Genomic DNA, 16,880 nt, shown 5'->3' with positions numbered 1-16,880 from the left:
AAGAGGTGGTCAGCATGAGGTTCATTTGGGGACCAATGTCTCGGTATAAAGCAGCCGCATTCTCAATAATTCTTTTCGTTGTTTTGGGATATTCATTAGTGTTCCCATGGAACGGCAATGCCGCCCAACTGGGAGACCAATCAAGAACAGAACCTCTGCACATTACAGTCGTATTGGAGAGAATTTATCTCGATGGTGAAGTAAGTCAGGAAGTAGTGAAGGAAACCTGTTGGTCGAAGGAAAATTTTTGGTCCAAATACGATCAGTGGCAGCTCATTCAAAATAATGGGACTAAAATGGTTTTTAGAAAGCAGGTTGATGATATTTCGCCATTATTAAAGGCAAATGGTTTTTTTGGTATTACTAAAGAAGGTGTCTTAACCATTTTTAATGGCAGACCCGATCACTCAAGAATCATCCAATCTTTTTTTCAGATTGATATAAAAAAACTGGAAAGTAAGAAACAAGAAGAACTTCTGCAGGGTATACCCATTCTCACAAAAGATCGCTATGTTCAAGTATTGGAAACTTTTAAGCCATATTCCGTTAAAAATGAATAGAAATTTCGCAATCAGCCCCGATTCCTTATCTGAGGCTGATTTTTTATTAAAAGCTTAAAATTATATGGTAGAATGAAATACGGTGCGGAATTTACGTGCAGCATCGGTAGTGCTGGATGATCAGGGGAGAGAATACAGGTGTTTGACTTTATTAAAGGAACAGTTGAATTTGTGGGGCCGGAGTATTTAGTCATTGAAAATAACGGCATCGGCTATCAAATTACAACACCAAATCCGTTTATTTATACAAGCAAAATGGAAACATTAGTTACGGTCTATACGTATCATTATGTTCGTGAAGATGTAATGGCATTATTCGGATTTGAAACAAGAGAAGAAAAGAAGCTGTTTACAAAATTGTTAAATGTTTCGGGAATTGGTCCAAAAGGAGCATTGGCAATTCTTGCCTCAGGAGAAGTAGAGCAGGTTGTGCAAGCAATAGAAAATGAAGATGAAAGTTTTTTAGTTAAATTTCCAGGAGTAGGGAAGAAAACAGCACGGCAAATGATTTTGGATTTAAAAGGGAAATTGCAGGATGTTGTGCCTGATTATTTTCCGAACTTATTTAATGCAGAAAAATTTGCCTCACAGCCAGTACAGCAAAATAATGATTTTGATGAGGCGATTCTGGCATTACTGGCACTGGGATATTCAGAAAAAGAAATAAAAAAGATTACCCCAGAGCTAAAGAAAGAACCATTGACGACAGATCAATACATTAAGAAGGCGTTAAAGATTCTTTTAAAATAGGTGATATTTCATGGAAGACCGAATTGTTTCAGGTGAAATGAATGAAAGTGAACAAAATTTTGAACAGAGTCTCAGGCCTCAGGTTTTAAAGCAATACATTGGACAAGAACAGGTAAAGGACAATTTGGAGATTTTCATAAAGGCAGCTAAACTGAGAAGAGAAACGTTGGATCATGTTTTACTATATGGTCCTCCAGGTCTGGGAAAGACCACGCTGGCGATGATTATCGCGAATGAAATGGGCGTCAACATCCGCACAACTTCAGGCCCGGCCATTGAACGGCCTGGAGATTTGGCAGCTATTTTGACTGCACTTGAGCCTGGGGATGTTTTATTTATTGATGAGATTCACCGGCTTGCCAGATCGATTGAAGAGGTTCTTTACCCAGCAATGGAAGATTTTTGTCTTGATATTGTCATTGGCAAAGGACCAACAGCTAGGTCTGTAAGGCTGGATTTGCCTCCCTTTACACTAGTAGGTGCGACAACAAGAGCTGGTTCGTTGTCTGCTCCTCTAAGGGATCGATTTGGAGTTTTGAGTCGTCTCGAGTATTATAAGGAAGAAGACTTGAAAAATATTGTTAAGCGAACAGCGGAATTATTCGAGGTTGGCATGGATGATCCTTCTGCAAGAGAAATTGCCAGACGTGCCAGAGGAACCCCGAGGATTGCCAATCGGCTGCTTCGAAGGGTAAGAGATTTTGCCCAAGTAAAAGGCAACGGCTCGATTCATCTCACACTTGCGCAGGAAGCATTGGAGCTGCTTCAAGTGGATAAATTGGGTCTCGACCATATCGACCATAAACTTTTAAAAGGAATCATCGAAAAATTCCGCGGTGGACCTGTCGGACTTGATACCATTGCAGCTTCAATTGGGGAAGAATCAGAAACGATAGAGGATGTATATGAGCCGTATTTATTGCAAATTGGTTTTTTGCAGCGGACACCTAGAGGAAGAATAGTAACATCGGCTGCTTATCATCATTTTGGTATGGAGGTGCCAGCTCCTTGACACACCTATCAAAAACCCTCATGATTGTGGGCGGGATTATTTTTTTCATAGGATTGTTGATGCCTCTTTTGCATTTTGGAAAACTGCCTGGTGACATTTTAATTAAAAAGGGCAATGCCACTTTTTACTTTCCAGTTGTTACCTGCATTGTCATCAGCATTGTTCTATCACTTTTATTTCATTTTATAGGCAGATTTCGTTAAAGGTAGGATGTTTGAATATGAAAGTAGATATATTTGATTTTCACTTGCCTGAGGAATTAATTGCTCAAGTTCCGTTGAAGAATCGGACAGATAGCAGATTAATGGTTTTAAATAAGCAGACAGGTGAAATAAAGCATGAAGTGTTTAAAAATATCGTGGAATATTTGCGTGAAGGGGATTGCCTTGTCTTAAATGACACAAAAGTTCTTCCCGCACGCCTATTTGGTGTGAAATCAGAAACGGGAGCAAAAATAGAAGTACTGCTGTTAAAACAGCTCGAGGGCGATGAGTGGGAAACATTGGTGAAACCAGCCAAGAGAGTCCAGGAAGGAACCACACTTGATTTCGGAGACGGTCTCTTGAAAGCAGTGTGTACCGGAACTTCTGAACATGGCGGCAGAAGATTCAAATTTACGTATGATGGAATTTTTTACGAGGTATTGGACCAACTGGGAGAAATGCCTTTGCCTCCATACATAAAAGAACAGCTTGACGATCGTGACCGTTACCAAACCGTATATGCCCGCGAACTCGGTTCTGCGGCTGCTCCAACTGCCGGATTACATTTTACAGAAGAGTTATTAAAACAAATTGAGGCAAAGGGTGTCCATGTAGCCTTTATTACCTTGCATGTAGGTCTTGGAACATTTAGACCTGTTAATGTAGACGATGTGGAAGGCCATGAAATGCATTCTGAGTTTTATCAGATGACGGCAGATACGGCAAACCTTCTTAATAAGGTGAGGGAAAAAGGCGGCAGAATCATTTCCGTTGGAACCACATCGACAAGAACACTGGAGACAATTGCCTATAAAAATAATGGACGTTTCATGGAAGCAAATGGCTGGACAGATATCTTTATTTATCCAGGATATGAATTTAAAGCCATTGACGGTATGATTACCAATTTTCATTTACCGAAATCAACATTGATTATGCTGGTAAGTGCATTAGCTGGAAGAGAGCATATTTTACATGCTTACAACACAGCAGTGAATGACCGATATCGGTTCTTTAGCTTTGGGGATGCCATGTTTATTATTTAGGCATTGAATAGAGGAAGGAGTTAGTAATTTGACTGCAATTCGTTACGAATTAATTAAAACATGTAAGCAGACCGGCGCGCGTCTTGGCCGTGTTCATACACCGCACGGGTCATTCGATACCCCTGCTTTTATGCCTGTAGGAACCCTTGCAACCGTCAAAACGATGGCACCGGAAGACTTAAAAGAAATGGGAGCCGGGATCATCTTAAGCAATACCTATCATTTATGGCTGCGTCCTGGCCATGAAATTATCAAGGAAGCAGGCGGCCTCCATAAATTTATGAACTGGGATCGGGCAATATTAACGGATTCCGGTGGTTTTCAAGTCTTTAGTTTAAGTGATTTTCGCAAAATTGAAGAAGAAGGGGTTCATTTCCGTCACCATTTGAGCGGAGAGAAATTATTTCTTTCACCAGAAAAAGCGATGGAAATTCAAAATGCCCTAGGTTCGGATATTATGATGGCTTTCGATGAATGTCCGCCATATCCAGCTTCATTTGAATACATGAAAAAATCGGTGGAGCGGACTTCAAGATGGGCAGAACGCTGTTTAAAAGCACATCAACGCCCTAATGATCAGGGGCTTTTTGGCATTGTTCAAGGTGGGGAATATGAGGAACTTCGGAAACAGAGTGCAGATGATCTTATTTCACTTGATTTCCCAGGCTATGCAGTTGGCGGTTTATCGGTAGGGGAACCAAAAGATGTGATGAACCGTGTGCTGGAATTTACAACCCCAATGCTGCCGGCAAATAAACCCCGCTATTTAATGGGGGTTGGCTCTCCGGATTCACTTATTGATGGTTCCATTCGTGGAATTGATATGTTTGATTGTGTATTGCCAACACGGATTGCAAGAAATGGCACCTTGATGACAAGTTCCGGTCGGCTTGTGGTCAAAAATGCCCAGTTTGCCCGTGATTTTGGCCCGATTGACCCTGAATGTGATTGCTACACATGCCGCAATTACAGCAGAGCTTATATTCGCCATTTAATTCATTGCAATGAAACATTTGGAATTCGATTAACGTCTTACCATAATCTCTATTTTCTGTTAAGATTGATGGAGAAGGTCAGACAAGCCATAAGGGAAGACAGGCTTGGTGATTTCCGCGAAGAATTTTTCGAGCGATATGGTTTTAACAAGCCGAACGCGAAGAATTTCTAATAGAGAAGTTTGAAAGGAGGGAACAAGATGCAAGGAGCTACTACACTCATTCCATTAATCTTAATGTTTGTGTTGTTTTACTTCCTGTTAATTCGCCCACAGCAAAAGCGCCAAAAAGCAGTTCAGCAAATGCAAAGAGAACTAAAAAAAGGTGACAAAATTGTTACTATTGGCGGAATGCACGGATTTATCGACTCTATTGATGATAAAAAAGCTGTGATTAAATGCGGTGATGGAAGCCGTCTCACATTTGATCGCTCTGCTATACGTGAAGTAACAGAAGCAGGAAAAGAAGCACAAGTATAAAATATAAAAAGGAAGCCTTCTATAAAGGATGGCTTCCTTTTTACTTTATGCAGAGCGCGAATGATTAGATGAGAGATTAACCCCAAGAATTCCACCCATCATGGCAATTAAAATATAACAAATATGATAGATCATCTGCTGCATATCGAAGAGACGGTCATAACCTAGGTATTGAAATAAAAATATAATAAGCGAGTAAATTATCCCGGTAGCCCCGCCAATTAGCCAGCCTTTCTCCTTTCGTTTTCCTCCTGATAAGAATCCGCCGCCGAATAAGGCAATAAAGGAAATCGCCGTAACAATGTATTGAAGTGATGTTTCGCGGGCAGCGGTGAATTTAAGAATCAGGGAAATAATAAGACTGCAAATAGCTGCAAAAGCAAAAATAAAGATTAATCCGTATAAAACTGATGTACCAAAGCTTTTCGTTTCGATGATTCTCTCCCCCTTTTAAGCTCTCGAAAGGCTGATTATTTCTCAGCGCTTAAGATAACGGTTTATCCTTAGTACAAGCGTATTCACTTACGAGGAAAAGTAGAATGAATAATTTTGCTTTTTCTCGGCCGATTGGAAAGTATCACTGTTTTATCAGGCATATTCGCAACTACACCTATGTCTTCCACCAAGCGGGCTCGTCAGTCGGCGAGTTCTCTTTAAATGCATTTGGGATTATATTCCTTAAATGATTTGTTATTTAATGTGAATAATATGATGGAATGAACAAAAGGAGCGACAGCTTGTGGGAGAATATTTAATCATCGCAGTACGGACATTAATGTTTTATATTTTAATTTTAGGAATTTTTCGCTTAATGGGAAAACGGGAAATAGGAGAATTAAGTATTCTGGATCTTGTCGTCTTCATCATGATTGGCGAATTGGCGGTTGTTGCAATTGAACGGCCTACTGTCAAACTCCTCCATGCCATTTTACCAATGGTTTTATTAATGGCCATTCAAATTTCTATGGCGATTATATCGCTGAAAAGCAAGAAATTTCGAGATTTCGTTGATGGAAAACCTAGTATTATTATCAATAGAGGGAAAATAGATGAGACGGTTATGCGAAAGCAACGCTATAACTTTGATGATTTAATGACTCAATTAAGAGAAAAGGACATCCGCAGCATAGCTGACGTAGAGTTTGCCATTCTGGAATCGTCCGGAAGTCTGTCCGTTATTGAAAAACAAAAAAACGCAAAGGATGAAACAAAGGGTGGAGATATTACGATCCCATTGATTATCGACGGCGTGATTGAGGAAGAAAATTTACACACAATCAACAAAACAAACTTATGGCTCCGTCAGGAATTAAAGAAAAGAGGCTATCGGGACATAAAAAAAATATCATTTTGCAGCTATGAAAATGGCAAATTCTTTATTGATACAATGGATGAATAACAAGAGACGTGCTAACGATCAGCACGTCTTTTAATACGCGAAAAATCGACCAATCCATGGGATTCGTTTTAAGTCGTCTTTTTTGATTAATCCAAAAATCAATAGTAACAGCATATAGGAAATACACATGCCGCTTAAAGAAATAACGACTCTAATAAGTAATAGATTTTCCACGAGGATATTGGCAAAAAGCCAATACCCAATCCAACCTGATGCTGCCATCACAAGAAAGCCTTTTGCATAATCTCGAATGTAAAAAGTAAAGGAAATTGTCTTCAGGACGGTGGCAAAATGAAGGACGGTTACAACCACAAATCCAATGACAATCCCCAATGCAGCGCCCGTAATTCCAAATGAATCCTGGGAAGCAAGTATAAAAATCACTGCCGTTTTTACAATGGCGCCAATTAAACTGTTAATCATCGCTGCCCTGGCCAGATTTAATGCTTGCAACACGGCCTGCAATGGGCCTTGATAATAAAAAAATAAAAAGAAAGGTGCCATTACCCTAATAAAGTATGAACCTTTTGTGGATCCATACATGATTTGCATTAAAGGATCAGCTAATACGTACAGTACAATGACAGCTAGTCCTCCTGTTAAGAAAACGAACCGTAATGCTTCCTGAAGCCGGTATTCAATCAATTTTTGGTTATTGCGTGAATTTGCCTCGCTGATTGCTGGAACAAGTGAAGTTGCCAGCGAAAAAGTAACAAATGAAGGCAGCATTAATAGCGGAAGTGCGTACCCTGTCAGGGCGCCATACTGTTTTGTTGCTTCAACAGCAGCAACCCCTGCTATGGCTAAACTATGTGCTACAACGATCGGTTCAAAAAACCAGGATACGGAACCAATCATTCTGCTTCCCATGGATGGAAGGGCAATCTCCATTAGTGAGGTGAAGGTTGTTTTTCCCGATTGAACAAATTTAAAAAAGTTTTTTCTAAGTCTAAAGCGTTTTTTAAGTTTAAAGGCCGTCATTAAATAGGCAAGTGACACCAATTCACCAATGACAGATGAAACCATTGCTGCGGCGGCTGCATATTCAATTCCATATGGAATAAAGGCTTTTGTCATAACGGCAATTAAAGTAATTCTAACTAGCTGTTCCAAAATTTGTGAGTTGGCAGATGGCCTCATATTCTGCCTTCCTTGAAAATACCCCCTTAAAACAGAAGAAATCGCAATAATGGGTACAACCGGTGCGATCGCAATTAACGGATAATAGGTTCTAGGATCCGTAAATAGCGTTGTTGATAGAATGGGGGCAAGCAAGATCAATGCCGGTGTAAAAATGAGCGATAATGCGATCGTTGCAGCTAAAGAGACAACAAGAATTTTTTTTATTTCTGCAAAATCACCTTTTGCTTCTGCCTCCGCGATGTTTTTAGAGATAGCTACCGGCAGTCCCATCTGTGTGATGGTCACGACTAGAATAAATGTTGGAAATGCCATCATATATAAGCCGACGCCTTCTTCGCCAATACTTCGCGCGATAACAATCCGATTAATAAATCCAAGGATTCTTGTAATAAATCCTGCAATTAATAGGATGAAAGTCCCTTTTAAAAACTTAGACATACTCCTTCCCACCTTCTCAAATTAGGCGATATCATATACAATTAACTATATGCATCATAGTGGACAAAGCATGACAAACTACTGAGCTTTTTCAATCGCTTAATTTATTAGGGGGAGTTTGAATGGATAGCAGGTACGATTCATTTCGCGCTCAGGTTCAGCCGGCATTAGCCAGTAAACTGGAAGAATTCCGTTTGTTAGGGTATGATTCAGTCAAAGAGGCAGGGCTTTGGGAATTCTTAAACAAGAAAAAGTGGAAAAAGGTTAAAGACGAAGTAAAACTTCATGAAATCATTCAAGATATCCTGGGAATTAAGGTAAGTGATTACATCAGCTTTGCTACCATTGAGGCATATAAAACGGCCGACATAACATTAAAGGATGAGAACGAGTGGAAAGAACTGTTGAAATAATACAAAATGTGCATTTCTTTTTTTTGTAAATTGACAGGCATTCGGACTTATTCCATAATGAAAGCAGTGACTTTTTTTACTATACTTATATAAGACTTGTACGTAAGGTGCCGTAACGAGCACTAAGGAGGAATTTAATACATAATGGTAAAACGCAGCAGAATTATTGCTTTCCTTCTTGTGATCCTTCTCCTGGGAGGGACCATGGGGGGAACAACCCAAAATATTTTAAAACATATTAATCTTGGATTGGACCTTCAAGGCGGATTTGAAGTTCTATATCAAGTCATGCCTGCCAAAAATGGACAAAAAATTGACAAAAATGTTTTATCAAGTACGGCTGATGCGCTTGATAAGCGGATCAATGTTCTTGGTGTAAATGAACCAAGTATTCAAATTGAAGGGAATAATCGGATTCGCGTTCAGCTTGCCGGGGTTAAGGACCAGAATAAGGCCCGCCAAATTTTGTCTACAGAGGCTAACCTTTCATTCCGTGATGTAAATGATAAGCTGATGATGGATGGCTCTGATTTAAAACAGGGCGGAGCAAAGCAAACATTTGACGAAAACGGAAAACCAAGTGTATCACTGACATTAAATAGCGCAGATAAATTTGCCAAAGTAACAAAGGAAATTTCCAGCAAACCATATCCGAACAATCTTCTTGTCATTTGGCTTGACTTTGAACAAGGTAAAGATTCATTTAAAAAAGAGTTCGGAAAGAAAAATCCAAAATATTTGTCTGCCCCAACAGTAAGCCAAGTATTTAATCAAAATACCGTTTCAATAGTCGGTAATTTTACTACAAAAGAAGCTTCAACATTAGCGTCTCTCTTAAATGCAGGTGCTCTTCCTGTGAAACTTAAGGAAATATATTCCACTTCAGTTGGAGCTAAATTTGGCCAGGAAGCCTTGCATGATACGGTTATCGCCGGATTGATTGGTATTGCACTTATTTATTTGTTCATGCTGGTTTATTACCGCTTCCCAGGTTTTATTGCGGTTGTTTCACTAAGCATCTACATTTATTTAGTTTTACTCATTTTCCATTGGATGAATGCCGTACTGACTCTGCCAGGAATCGCAGCCTTGATCCTTGGGGTTGGGATGGCCGTAGATGCGAATATTATTACCTACGAACGGATAAAAGAGGAAATCAAACTCGGAAAGTCGATAAAATCAGCGTTCCAAGCCGGTGAAAAGCATGCTTTCACGGCCATTCTCGATTCCAATTTGAATACGATTATTACGGCGGCTGTTTTATTCTACTTCGGGACAAGCTCGGTAAGAGGATTTGCAACAATGCTTATTTTGAGTGTTGTTATGAGTTTCCTTACAGCTGTATATGGTTCACGTTTATTGCTTGGTTTATGGGTTCACAGCGGTTTCTTGAAAAACAAAGCCGGCTGGTTTGGTGTTAAAGCCGCTGATATCCATAGCATGAATCAAAATATTGATACATTATCCTTGCCAACTAAGTTTGATAAAATAGATTTTGTCGCCATGAGAAAGTTGTTTTTCGCTTTCTCCGGTGTGATGCTGTCGGTCGGTTTAATCATTTTAATTATTTTCAAATTGAACCTGGCTATTGATTTCACTAGCGGTACACGAATTGAAGTTTTAGGGAAATCCCCGCTGACAACAGAACAGATTAAGAGCTCATTTGATCGTCTCCATATCAAAACAGATGATGTGACCCTTGAAGGGAAGAATAATGAGATTGGAGCAGCACGATTAAAAGGCGTATTGTCTAAAAATCAAATTAGTCAATTAAAAACAGAATTTAAAAAGGAATATGGTGCAGAGCCAAACGTAAGTACAGTTTCACCTACAATTGGCCGTGAGCTCGCGAAAAATGCGGTTTACGCCATACTCATTGCATCGATCGGTATGATTCTTTACTTAACGATTCGTTTTGAATTTTTAATGGCTTTATCGGCAGTTATTGCCATGCTCCACGATGCTTTCTTCATGATCGCCTTTTTCAGTATTACAAGGCTTGAAGTGGACCTGAACTTTATTGCGGCAGTATTGACTGTTGTTGGTTACTCTATCCACGATACGATTGTTACATTTGACCGGATTCGTGAAAACATGCATTTAAAGAAGCGGTTCAAGACATTTAAAGATATTGTTGATGTAGTGAACATAAGTATTCGTCAAACATTAACAAGGTCCTTAAACACTGTTTTAATGGTATTAATTACCGTTATTTCACTTTTGGTTTTCGGCAGTCCGGCCATTCGCAACTTCTCCTTGGCCTTGTTGATCGGACTCTTAGTAGGAGTATATTCATCCATCTTTATTGCTTCTGGTCTTTGGGTAGTGTTTAAAGGAAAAGAGCTGAAGAAAAAAGGTGTTATTAAAACAGTGAAAGAAAAGAGAAAATACTCTGATCAACCACAAGTTTAAAAAGAAAGCGCAAGCGTCTAAATTGGATGCTTGCGCTTTTGTTCATTCAAATAAAAGATCTCTTGAGAGATTGCAGCGGAAATCTATTCAAAAGTATTTAACATTTCTATGATTGAAAGCTGTCAAGCGCTCCTGTATAATAAGAAAGTCTGAGAGGTGATCTTGAACATATGTTAAAGTCAAAAACAAGATGGGTTGTCCGTCAAACGGATCAACAACTAGTAAAGATGCTTGAAAATGAATTAAAAATAACACCTCTAGCTGCATCTCTGCTTGTCAATCGTGGAATAGATACCGTAGAATCTGCACGGTATTTTTTATTTGGAAAAGATGACTTTCATGACCCTTATTTGTTTAAAGGAATGGATATTGCCGTTAACCGAATTCGTCAGGCCATCGAAAAGCAAGAGCAGATTCTCATTTTTGGAGATTATGATGCTGATGGTGTAAGCAGTACAACTGTCTTAATGATGACATTACGGGACTTGGGGGCAAATGTTGATTTTTATATACCGAACAGGTTCACTGAAGGCTATGGACCAAATGAACCCGCCTTTCGGATGGCAAAAGAAAATGGAGTTTCATTGATTATAACAGTTGATACAGGAATCGCTGCGATCCATGAAGCTTCTGTAGCCAAAGAGCTTGGCCTGGATCTTATTATCACAGACCACCATGAACCAGGACCAGTCTTACCTGAAGCACTCGCGATTATTCATCCTAAACTTCCAGAAGGAACGTATCCGTTTCGTGAACTGGCGGGAGTGGGCGTGGCGTTTAAATTAGCACATGCGCTTTATGGAAAGACTCCAGAGCACTTAATAGAAATTGCAGTGATTGGGACGGTTGCAGACCTTGTATCATTAAAAGGTGAAAATCGTTTAATTGTGAAAAAAGGCCTTGAGAAATTAAGGATGACTAAAAATATTGGTCTTAAAGCCATTTTTAAATTGGCTGGCAGCGATCCTTTGTCAGTGAATGAAGAAACGATTGGCTTTACATTAGGACCAAGGATTAATGCTGTTGGCCGTTTGGAAGACGCTGGCTTAGCTGTCCGTCTCCTTTTGACGAATGATCCTGACGAGGCAGAAATGCTTGCAGCAGAAATGGAAGACCTGAATAAAACAAGGCAAAACATTGTGAAATCAATTACAGATGAGGCAATGGAAATGGTTGAGAACCAATTTCCTGTCGATTCAAATAAAGTCCTTGTCATCGGTAAAGAAGGTTGGAATGCAGGCGTTATAGGTATTGTTGCTTCCAGATTAGTTGAAAAATATTATCGGCCAACAATCGTCTTAAGCTTTGACGGTGAGAAAGGGCTGGCAAAAGGTTCAGCAAGGAGCATCAATGGTTTTGACCTTTTTCAGAACTTATCCGCTTGCCGTGACATACTTCCTCACTTTGGAGGACATCCCATGGCTGCTGGGATGACATTGAAGCTTGAAGATGTGGCTGATCTGCGCGAGCGTTTAAATATTTTGGCTGAAGAAGAGCTGACGGAAGAAGATTTTACGCCCATAACCTATCTTGACCAAGAAGTTCATCTCGAAGAAATTACATTAGCCGCTTTGGAGGAAGTTCAGCTGCTTTCCCCTTTTGGTATCGACAATCCGAAGCCAAAAGTTTTAATCAATCATGTTGATATTTCCGGTATAAGAAAAATCGGCAGTGATCAAAACCATTTAAAGCTTTCAGTTCAAGAAAATGGGGCAAATCTTGATGGAGTCGGGTTTGGTTTAGGTGCATTGGCAGATGAAATTTCACCTGCAGCATCCATTGCATTGATTGGTGAATTATCCATTAATGAGTGGAACAATATTCGAAAGCCACAGATCTTTATTCATGATATGGCCGTCGATTCATGGCAATTGTTTGATTATCGAGGCCAGCAGCAAAAGAAACGGATAGAAGACTCTGTCCCAGCTGAAAATCGAAAAGTAATCATTTTTAGTAAAGAATATTTTGAGAAAATAAAGGCCCATACAAGGCCAGACACCATTCTGATCGAAGATGAGAAAACAGCCGAAGCTGTTGATTGTACGATGGCGAATGTCGTATTGCTCGATCTTCCGCCATCAAAAGAAATCATCATTCATCTGCTGAAAGGGAAAAAACCTGCAAGAATATATGCTTATTTTTATAAAGAATCCAGTGATTTCTTTAGCACGATTCCAACCCGGGAACATTTCAAGTGGTATTATGCCTTTTTGGCTAAACAGGGTTCGCTCGACCTGAATCGGTATGCTGATGAAGTAGCCAAATTGCGGGGGTGGACGAAGGAAACAATTGATTTAATGTCAAAGGTGTTTTCTGAACTGGATTTTGTTACAATAAACAATGGAATCATTACATTAAAAAAGTCTGCGCAAAAGCGTGATTTAACTGAATCGCAAACATATCAGGCAAAGAATAACCAATCAATTCTTGAGAAGGATTTGTTATTTTCATCTTATCAGGAACTGAAGAGTTGGTTTGATACTGTGATCGAAGGGTCAGTTGAAATTGAGGAGGCAGTTCACAAGTGGATTTAAAACAATTTGTAGCAATCGTACCGGATTATCCGAAACAAGGTATTGTGTTTAAGGATATTACACCATTAATGAATGATGGAGAAGCATATAGATATGCAACAGATCGGATTGTTGATTATGCAAAGGATAAACATATCGATATAATCGTAGGACCAGAAGCACGCGGATTTATTATTGGCTGCCCTGTAGCCTATTCCCTTGGAGTAGGATTTGCCCCCGTTCGTAAGGAAGGTAAACTTCCTCGTGAAACCATTAAAGTTGGCTATGGTTTGGAATATGGTAAAGATGTTTTAACCATTCATAAGGATGCCATTAAACCTGGTCAGCGTGTTCTGATAACAGACGATTTATTGGCAACTGGTGGTACAATAGAAGCTACGATTAAATTAGTTGAGGAGCTTGGCGGCGTTGTTGCTGGGATCGCCTTCATTATTGAATTGACTTATTTAGAAGGCAGAAGCAAGCTGGACGACTACGATATCTTAACATTAATGCAGTATTAAAATGGATGAGAGAGCACTCGAATAAAGAGTGCTCTCTTTGTATAAAATTCTGATAAATTCTTAGCAAGAATAGAGACAGCAGAATGATTCAGACAGAAATTTCGACATTCCGTTCAAAATTTGCTGAAAAAAGGTTCCAATCTCTTTACATTTGTGATATTTTTATCTGATAGTAGTAATAATCATTCTAATTTAATGTAATTCAATTAAGTGTTTTTTTATCTCTGGACAAATTAAAATGTGATGAAAATAAAGGTGATATCATGGCGAATGATCAAGTGTTGACAGCCGACCAAGTCATCGACACGACTAGAAAATATTTGAATGAAGAGCATGTAGCATTAGTTCGTAAAGCATATGAATTTGCGAAACATGCTCATCGGGAACAATATCGCAAATCCGGTGAACCCTACATTATCCATCCAATTCAGGTCGCAGGGATCCTGGCTGATTTGCAAATGGATCCGGGTACGGTCGCTGCCGGTTTTCTTCATGATGTCGTTGAAGATACAAATGTATCTTTAAAAGATATAGAGGCTGCTTTTAATTCAGAAGTGGCAATGCTTGTCGACGGGGTAACCAAATTAGGGAAAATTAAATATAAATCACATGAGGAACAGCAAGCAGAAAACCATCGGAAAATGTTTGTTGCCATGGCTCGGGATATCCGAGTCATTCTCATAAAACTAGCTGATCGTCTGCATAATATGCGTACACTTAAACATCTTCCTGCAGAAAAACAGCGGAGAATTTCTAACGAAACACTGGAAATTTTTGCACCGCTGGCACATCGTCTTGGAATCTCGAAGATTAAATGGGAGCTGGAAGATACGGCTTTAAGGTATTTAAACCCTCAGCAATATTATCGGATTGTAAATTTAATGAAGAAAAAACGGGCCGAGAGAGAGCAATACTTGGATGATGTGATGAATGAGGTCAAGGAGCGGCTAGCAGAGGTTTCTATCAAGTCAGAGCTTTCCGGAAGACCAAAGCATATTTACAGTATTTATCGAAAAATGGCCCTGCAAAATAAGCAGTTTAACGAAATTTATGATTTGCTTGCTGTTCGAATTGTAGTAAACAGCATCAAGGATTGCTATGCCGTATTGGGTATTATCCACACTTGCTGGAAACCAATGCCAGGACGCTTTAAAGATTATATTGCGATGCCAAAGCCAAATATGTATCAGTCTTTGCATACTACGGTCATTGGGCCGAAGGGAGATCCGCTTGAGGTGCAAATCCGCACCTTTGAAATGCATCGGATCGCTGAGTTCGGGATTGCGGCCCACTGGGCATACAAAGAAGGAAAGTCGATTGATGACAACACCTCTTTTGACGAAAAGCTAACATGGTTCAGGGAAATTCTTGAATTTCAAAATGATATTACAAATGCTGAAGAATTTATGGAATCATTAAAAATTGACCTGTTCTCTGATATGGTGTTTGTGTTTACACCAAAAGGTGATGTTTTAGAGTTACCATCCGGATCAGTTCCAATTGATTTTGCCTACCGCATTCACTCGGAGATTGGCAATAAAACAATTGGTGCGAAAGTGAACGGCAAGATGGTGACGCTGGATTACAAGCTAAAGACAGGGGATATAATTGAAATTCTTACTTCCAAGCATTCTTATGGCCCGAGCCAGGATTGGCTCAAGCTTGCCCAAACATCCCAAGCGAAAAATAAAATCCGTGCCTTCTTTAAAAAGCAGCGCCGGGATGAGAATATCGTAAAAGGCAAAGAGCTTGTAGAAAAAGAAATACGCAGCATGGAATTTGATATAAAAGAAATTTTAACTCCGGAAAATCTAAAAAAGGTTGCCGAGAAATTTAATTTTTCAAATGAAGAGGATATGTATGCTGCTGTCGGTTATAACGGTGTTACTGCCTTACAGGTTGCGAACCGGTTAACGGAAAAGTGGCGGAAAAAACGCGATCAGGAACAATCGGCAAGTATCACCAATGTTATATCTGATTTGAAATCTTTCCCATCCTCTAAAAAACGGGAATCCGGAGTAAGGGTACAAGGGATTGATAATCTGTTAATTCGCCTTTCTAGATGCTGTAATCCGGTTCCGGGCGATGAAATTGTCGGATATATTACAAAGGGCCGCGGAGTATCTGTCCATCGTGCGGATTGTACTAACATCGATAAAAACGAGGCACAGTCCAGATTAATTCCTGTCGAGTGGGAGTCCTCCCTGAATGATCGCAAGGAATACAATGTGGATATAGAAATCAGTGGTTATGACCGCAGAGGCTTGTTAAATGAAGTACTTCAGGCTGTCAATGAAACAAAAACCAATATTTCTGCAGTAACAGGTAAAACGGACCGAAATAAAATGGCGACCATTAATATGTCGATCGCGATTCATAATGTCAGCCATCTTCGAAAAGTAGTGGATCGAATTAAACAAATTCCCGATATCTACTCGGTTCGCCGAATGATGAATTAAGGAGTTTAGACCATGCGAGTTGTTGTTCAGCGAAGCAAGGCAGCCAGCGTTACCGTAAATGGTGAAGTGACGGGTCAGATTACAAAAGGGCTTGTTCTGCTTGTTGGTGTCACACATGATGATAACGAAGACGATGTTAATTATCTTGCTGATAAAATTGCTAATCTGAGAATTTTTGAAGATGAAGAAGAAAAGATGAATTTTTCGTTAATGGATGTTGGCGGTGAAATTCTCTCCGTTTCGCAGTTTACCCTTTATGGGGATTGCCGCAAGGGGAGAAGACCTAATTTTATGGAAGCAGCCAGACCAGACCATGCGATTGAAATCTATGATTCGTTTAATACCGCACTTCGGCAAAAGGGAATTCGTGTCGAAACTGGTGTGTTCGGGGCTATGATGGATGTGGCTCTAACAAATGATGGACCGGTTACACTGATTGTGGATAGTAAATAATATCAAGACCTGAAACCTTTAATGGTTTCAGGTCTTTTTGTTTTATAAAAAATAGGCTAAGTTAAAGAACATTGTTGATAT

General features: G+C 39.6%; 16 protein-coding genes. 14 read left to right on the top strand and 2 right to left on the bottom strand.

The annotated features are described in order from the left end of the window. Positions 1-14 precede the first annotated feature (14 nt). The 7 genes from HPT25_RS00420 (at position 15) to yajC (ending at position 5,045) form a co-directional block, all read left to right on the top strand. Positions 15-560 (top strand): intercompartmental signaling factor BofC, encoded by a 546-nt coding sequence (locus tag HPT25_RS00420; RefSeq protein WP_173058454.1) that lies wholly within the window; start codon positions 15-17, stop codon positions 558-560. Positions 561-698: 138 nt separating this feature from the next. Continuing rightward, positions 699-1,310, top strand: coding sequence for a Holliday junction branch migration protein RuvA (gene ruvA, locus HPT25_RS00415; RefSeq protein WP_173058452.1), 612 nt, complete (start codon positions 699-701; stop codon positions 1,308-1,310). A 10-nt stretch (positions 1,311-1,320) separates the two neighbouring features. Next, positions 1,321-2,322 carry a Holliday junction branch migration DNA helicase RuvB gene (gene ruvB / locus HPT25_RS00410; RefSeq protein WP_173058450.1) on the top strand — a complete coding sequence of 334 codons (1,002 nt, stop codon included), beginning with the start codon at positions 1,321-1,323 and terminating at the stop codon, positions 2,320-2,322. 20 nt (positions 2,323-2,342) lie between these two features. Next, positions 2,343-2,525: a DUF2905 domain-containing protein gene (locus tag HPT25_RS00405; RefSeq protein ID WP_312857337.1), complete on the top strand. Its 183-nt coding sequence runs from the start codon at positions 2,343-2,345 to the stop codon at positions 2,523-2,525. Positions 2,526-2,542: 17 nt separating this feature from the next. After that, the gene (gene queA, locus HPT25_RS00400) at positions 2,543-3,571 is read left to right on the top strand and encodes a tRNA preQ1(34) S-adenosylmethionine ribosyltransferase-isomerase QueA (protein WP_173058446.1); all 1,029 of its coding nucleotides are present in this window, start codon (positions 2,543-2,545) and stop codon (positions 3,569-3,571) included. Positions 3,572-3,599: 28 nt separating this feature from the next. Continuing rightward, a complete protein-coding gene (tgt, locus tag HPT25_RS00395) occupies positions 3,600-4,739 on the top strand; it encodes a tRNA guanosine(34) transglycosylase Tgt (protein ID WP_173058444.1) in 1,140 nt (379 codons plus the stop codon). Between the two features lie 27 nt (positions 4,740-4,766). After that, positions 4,767-5,045, top strand: coding sequence for a preprotein translocase subunit YajC (gene yajC, locus HPT25_RS00390; RefSeq protein ID WP_173058442.1), 279 nt, complete (start codon positions 4,767-4,769; stop codon positions 5,043-5,045). Between the two features lie 45 nt (positions 5,046-5,090). On the opposite strand, the gene HPT25_RS00385 is transcribed toward yajC, so the two are convergent. Then, entirely contained in the window at positions 5,091-5,480 is a 390-nt protein-coding gene (locus tag HPT25_RS00385; protein ID WP_173070771.1) for a TIGR04086 family membrane protein, read from the bottom strand. Between the two features lie 304 nt (positions 5,481-5,784). On the opposite strand from HPT25_RS00385, the gene HPT25_RS00380 reads away from it, so the two are divergent. Then, entirely contained in the window at positions 5,785-6,444 is a 660-nt protein-coding gene (locus tag HPT25_RS00380) for a DUF421 domain-containing protein (protein ID WP_173058440.1), read from the top strand. 30 nt (positions 6,445-6,474) lie between these two features. Here the strand turns inward: HPT25_RS00380 and spoVB are convergent, their stop codons facing one another. Beyond that, positions 6,475-8,025: a stage V sporulation protein B gene (spoVB, locus tag HPT25_RS00375; RefSeq protein ID WP_173058438.1), complete on the bottom strand. Its 1,551-nt coding sequence runs from the start codon at positions 8,023-8,025 to the stop codon at positions 6,475-6,477. A gap of 122 nt (positions 8,026-8,147) precedes the next feature. On the opposite strand from spoVB, the gene HPT25_RS00370 reads away from it, so the two are divergent. From HPT25_RS00370 to dtd, 6 genes are all read left to right on the top strand, one after another. Continuing rightward, a complete protein-coding gene (locus HPT25_RS00370) occupies positions 8,148-8,438 on the top strand; it encodes a post-transcriptional regulator (RefSeq protein ID WP_173058436.1) in 291 nt (96 codons plus the stop codon). 144 nt (positions 8,439-8,582) lie between these two features. After that, positions 8,583-10,850 carry a protein translocase subunit SecDF gene (gene secDF, locus HPT25_RS00365; protein ID WP_173058434.1) on the top strand — a complete coding sequence of 756 codons (2,268 nt, stop codon included), beginning with the start codon at positions 8,583-8,585 and terminating at the stop codon, positions 10,848-10,850. Between the two features lie 170 nt (positions 10,851-11,020). After that, positions 11,021-13,384 carry a single-stranded-DNA-specific exonuclease RecJ gene (gene recJ / locus HPT25_RS00360; RefSeq protein WP_173058432.1) on the top strand — a complete coding sequence of 788 codons (2,364 nt, stop codon included), beginning with the start codon at positions 11,021-11,023 and terminating at the stop codon, positions 13,382-13,384. Continuing rightward, positions 13,375-13,887, top strand: coding sequence for an adenine phosphoribosyltransferase (locus HPT25_RS00355; RefSeq protein WP_173058430.1), 513 nt, complete (start codon positions 13,375-13,377; stop codon positions 13,885-13,887). The genes recJ and HPT25_RS00355 overlap by 10 nt, the downstream gene beginning before the upstream one ends. Positions 13,888-14,150: 263 nt before the next feature. Next, positions 14,151-16,346 carry a RelA/SpoT family protein gene (locus tag HPT25_RS00350; RefSeq protein WP_173058428.1) on the top strand — a complete coding sequence of 732 codons (2,196 nt, stop codon included), beginning with the start codon at positions 14,151-14,153 and terminating at the stop codon, positions 16,344-16,346. A gap of 12 nt (positions 16,347-16,358) precedes the next feature. Beyond that, positions 16,359-16,799, top strand: a complete 441-nt coding sequence (gene dtd, locus HPT25_RS00345; protein ID WP_173058426.1) for a D-aminoacyl-tRNA deacylase — start codon at positions 16,359-16,361, stop codon at positions 16,797-16,799. The last annotated feature ends 81 nt before the right edge of the window (positions 16,800-16,880 follow it).

Origin of the sequence: Neobacillus endophyticus (assembly GCF_013248975.1) — a bacterium.
In the GTDB taxonomy this organism is placed as follows: Bacteria; Bacillota; Bacilli; order Bacillales; family Cytobacillaceae; genus Neobacillus; species Neobacillus endophyticus.
Note: the sequence above shows the minus strand (reverse complement) of the source record. Positions and strands in the feature narration are given on the sequence as shown.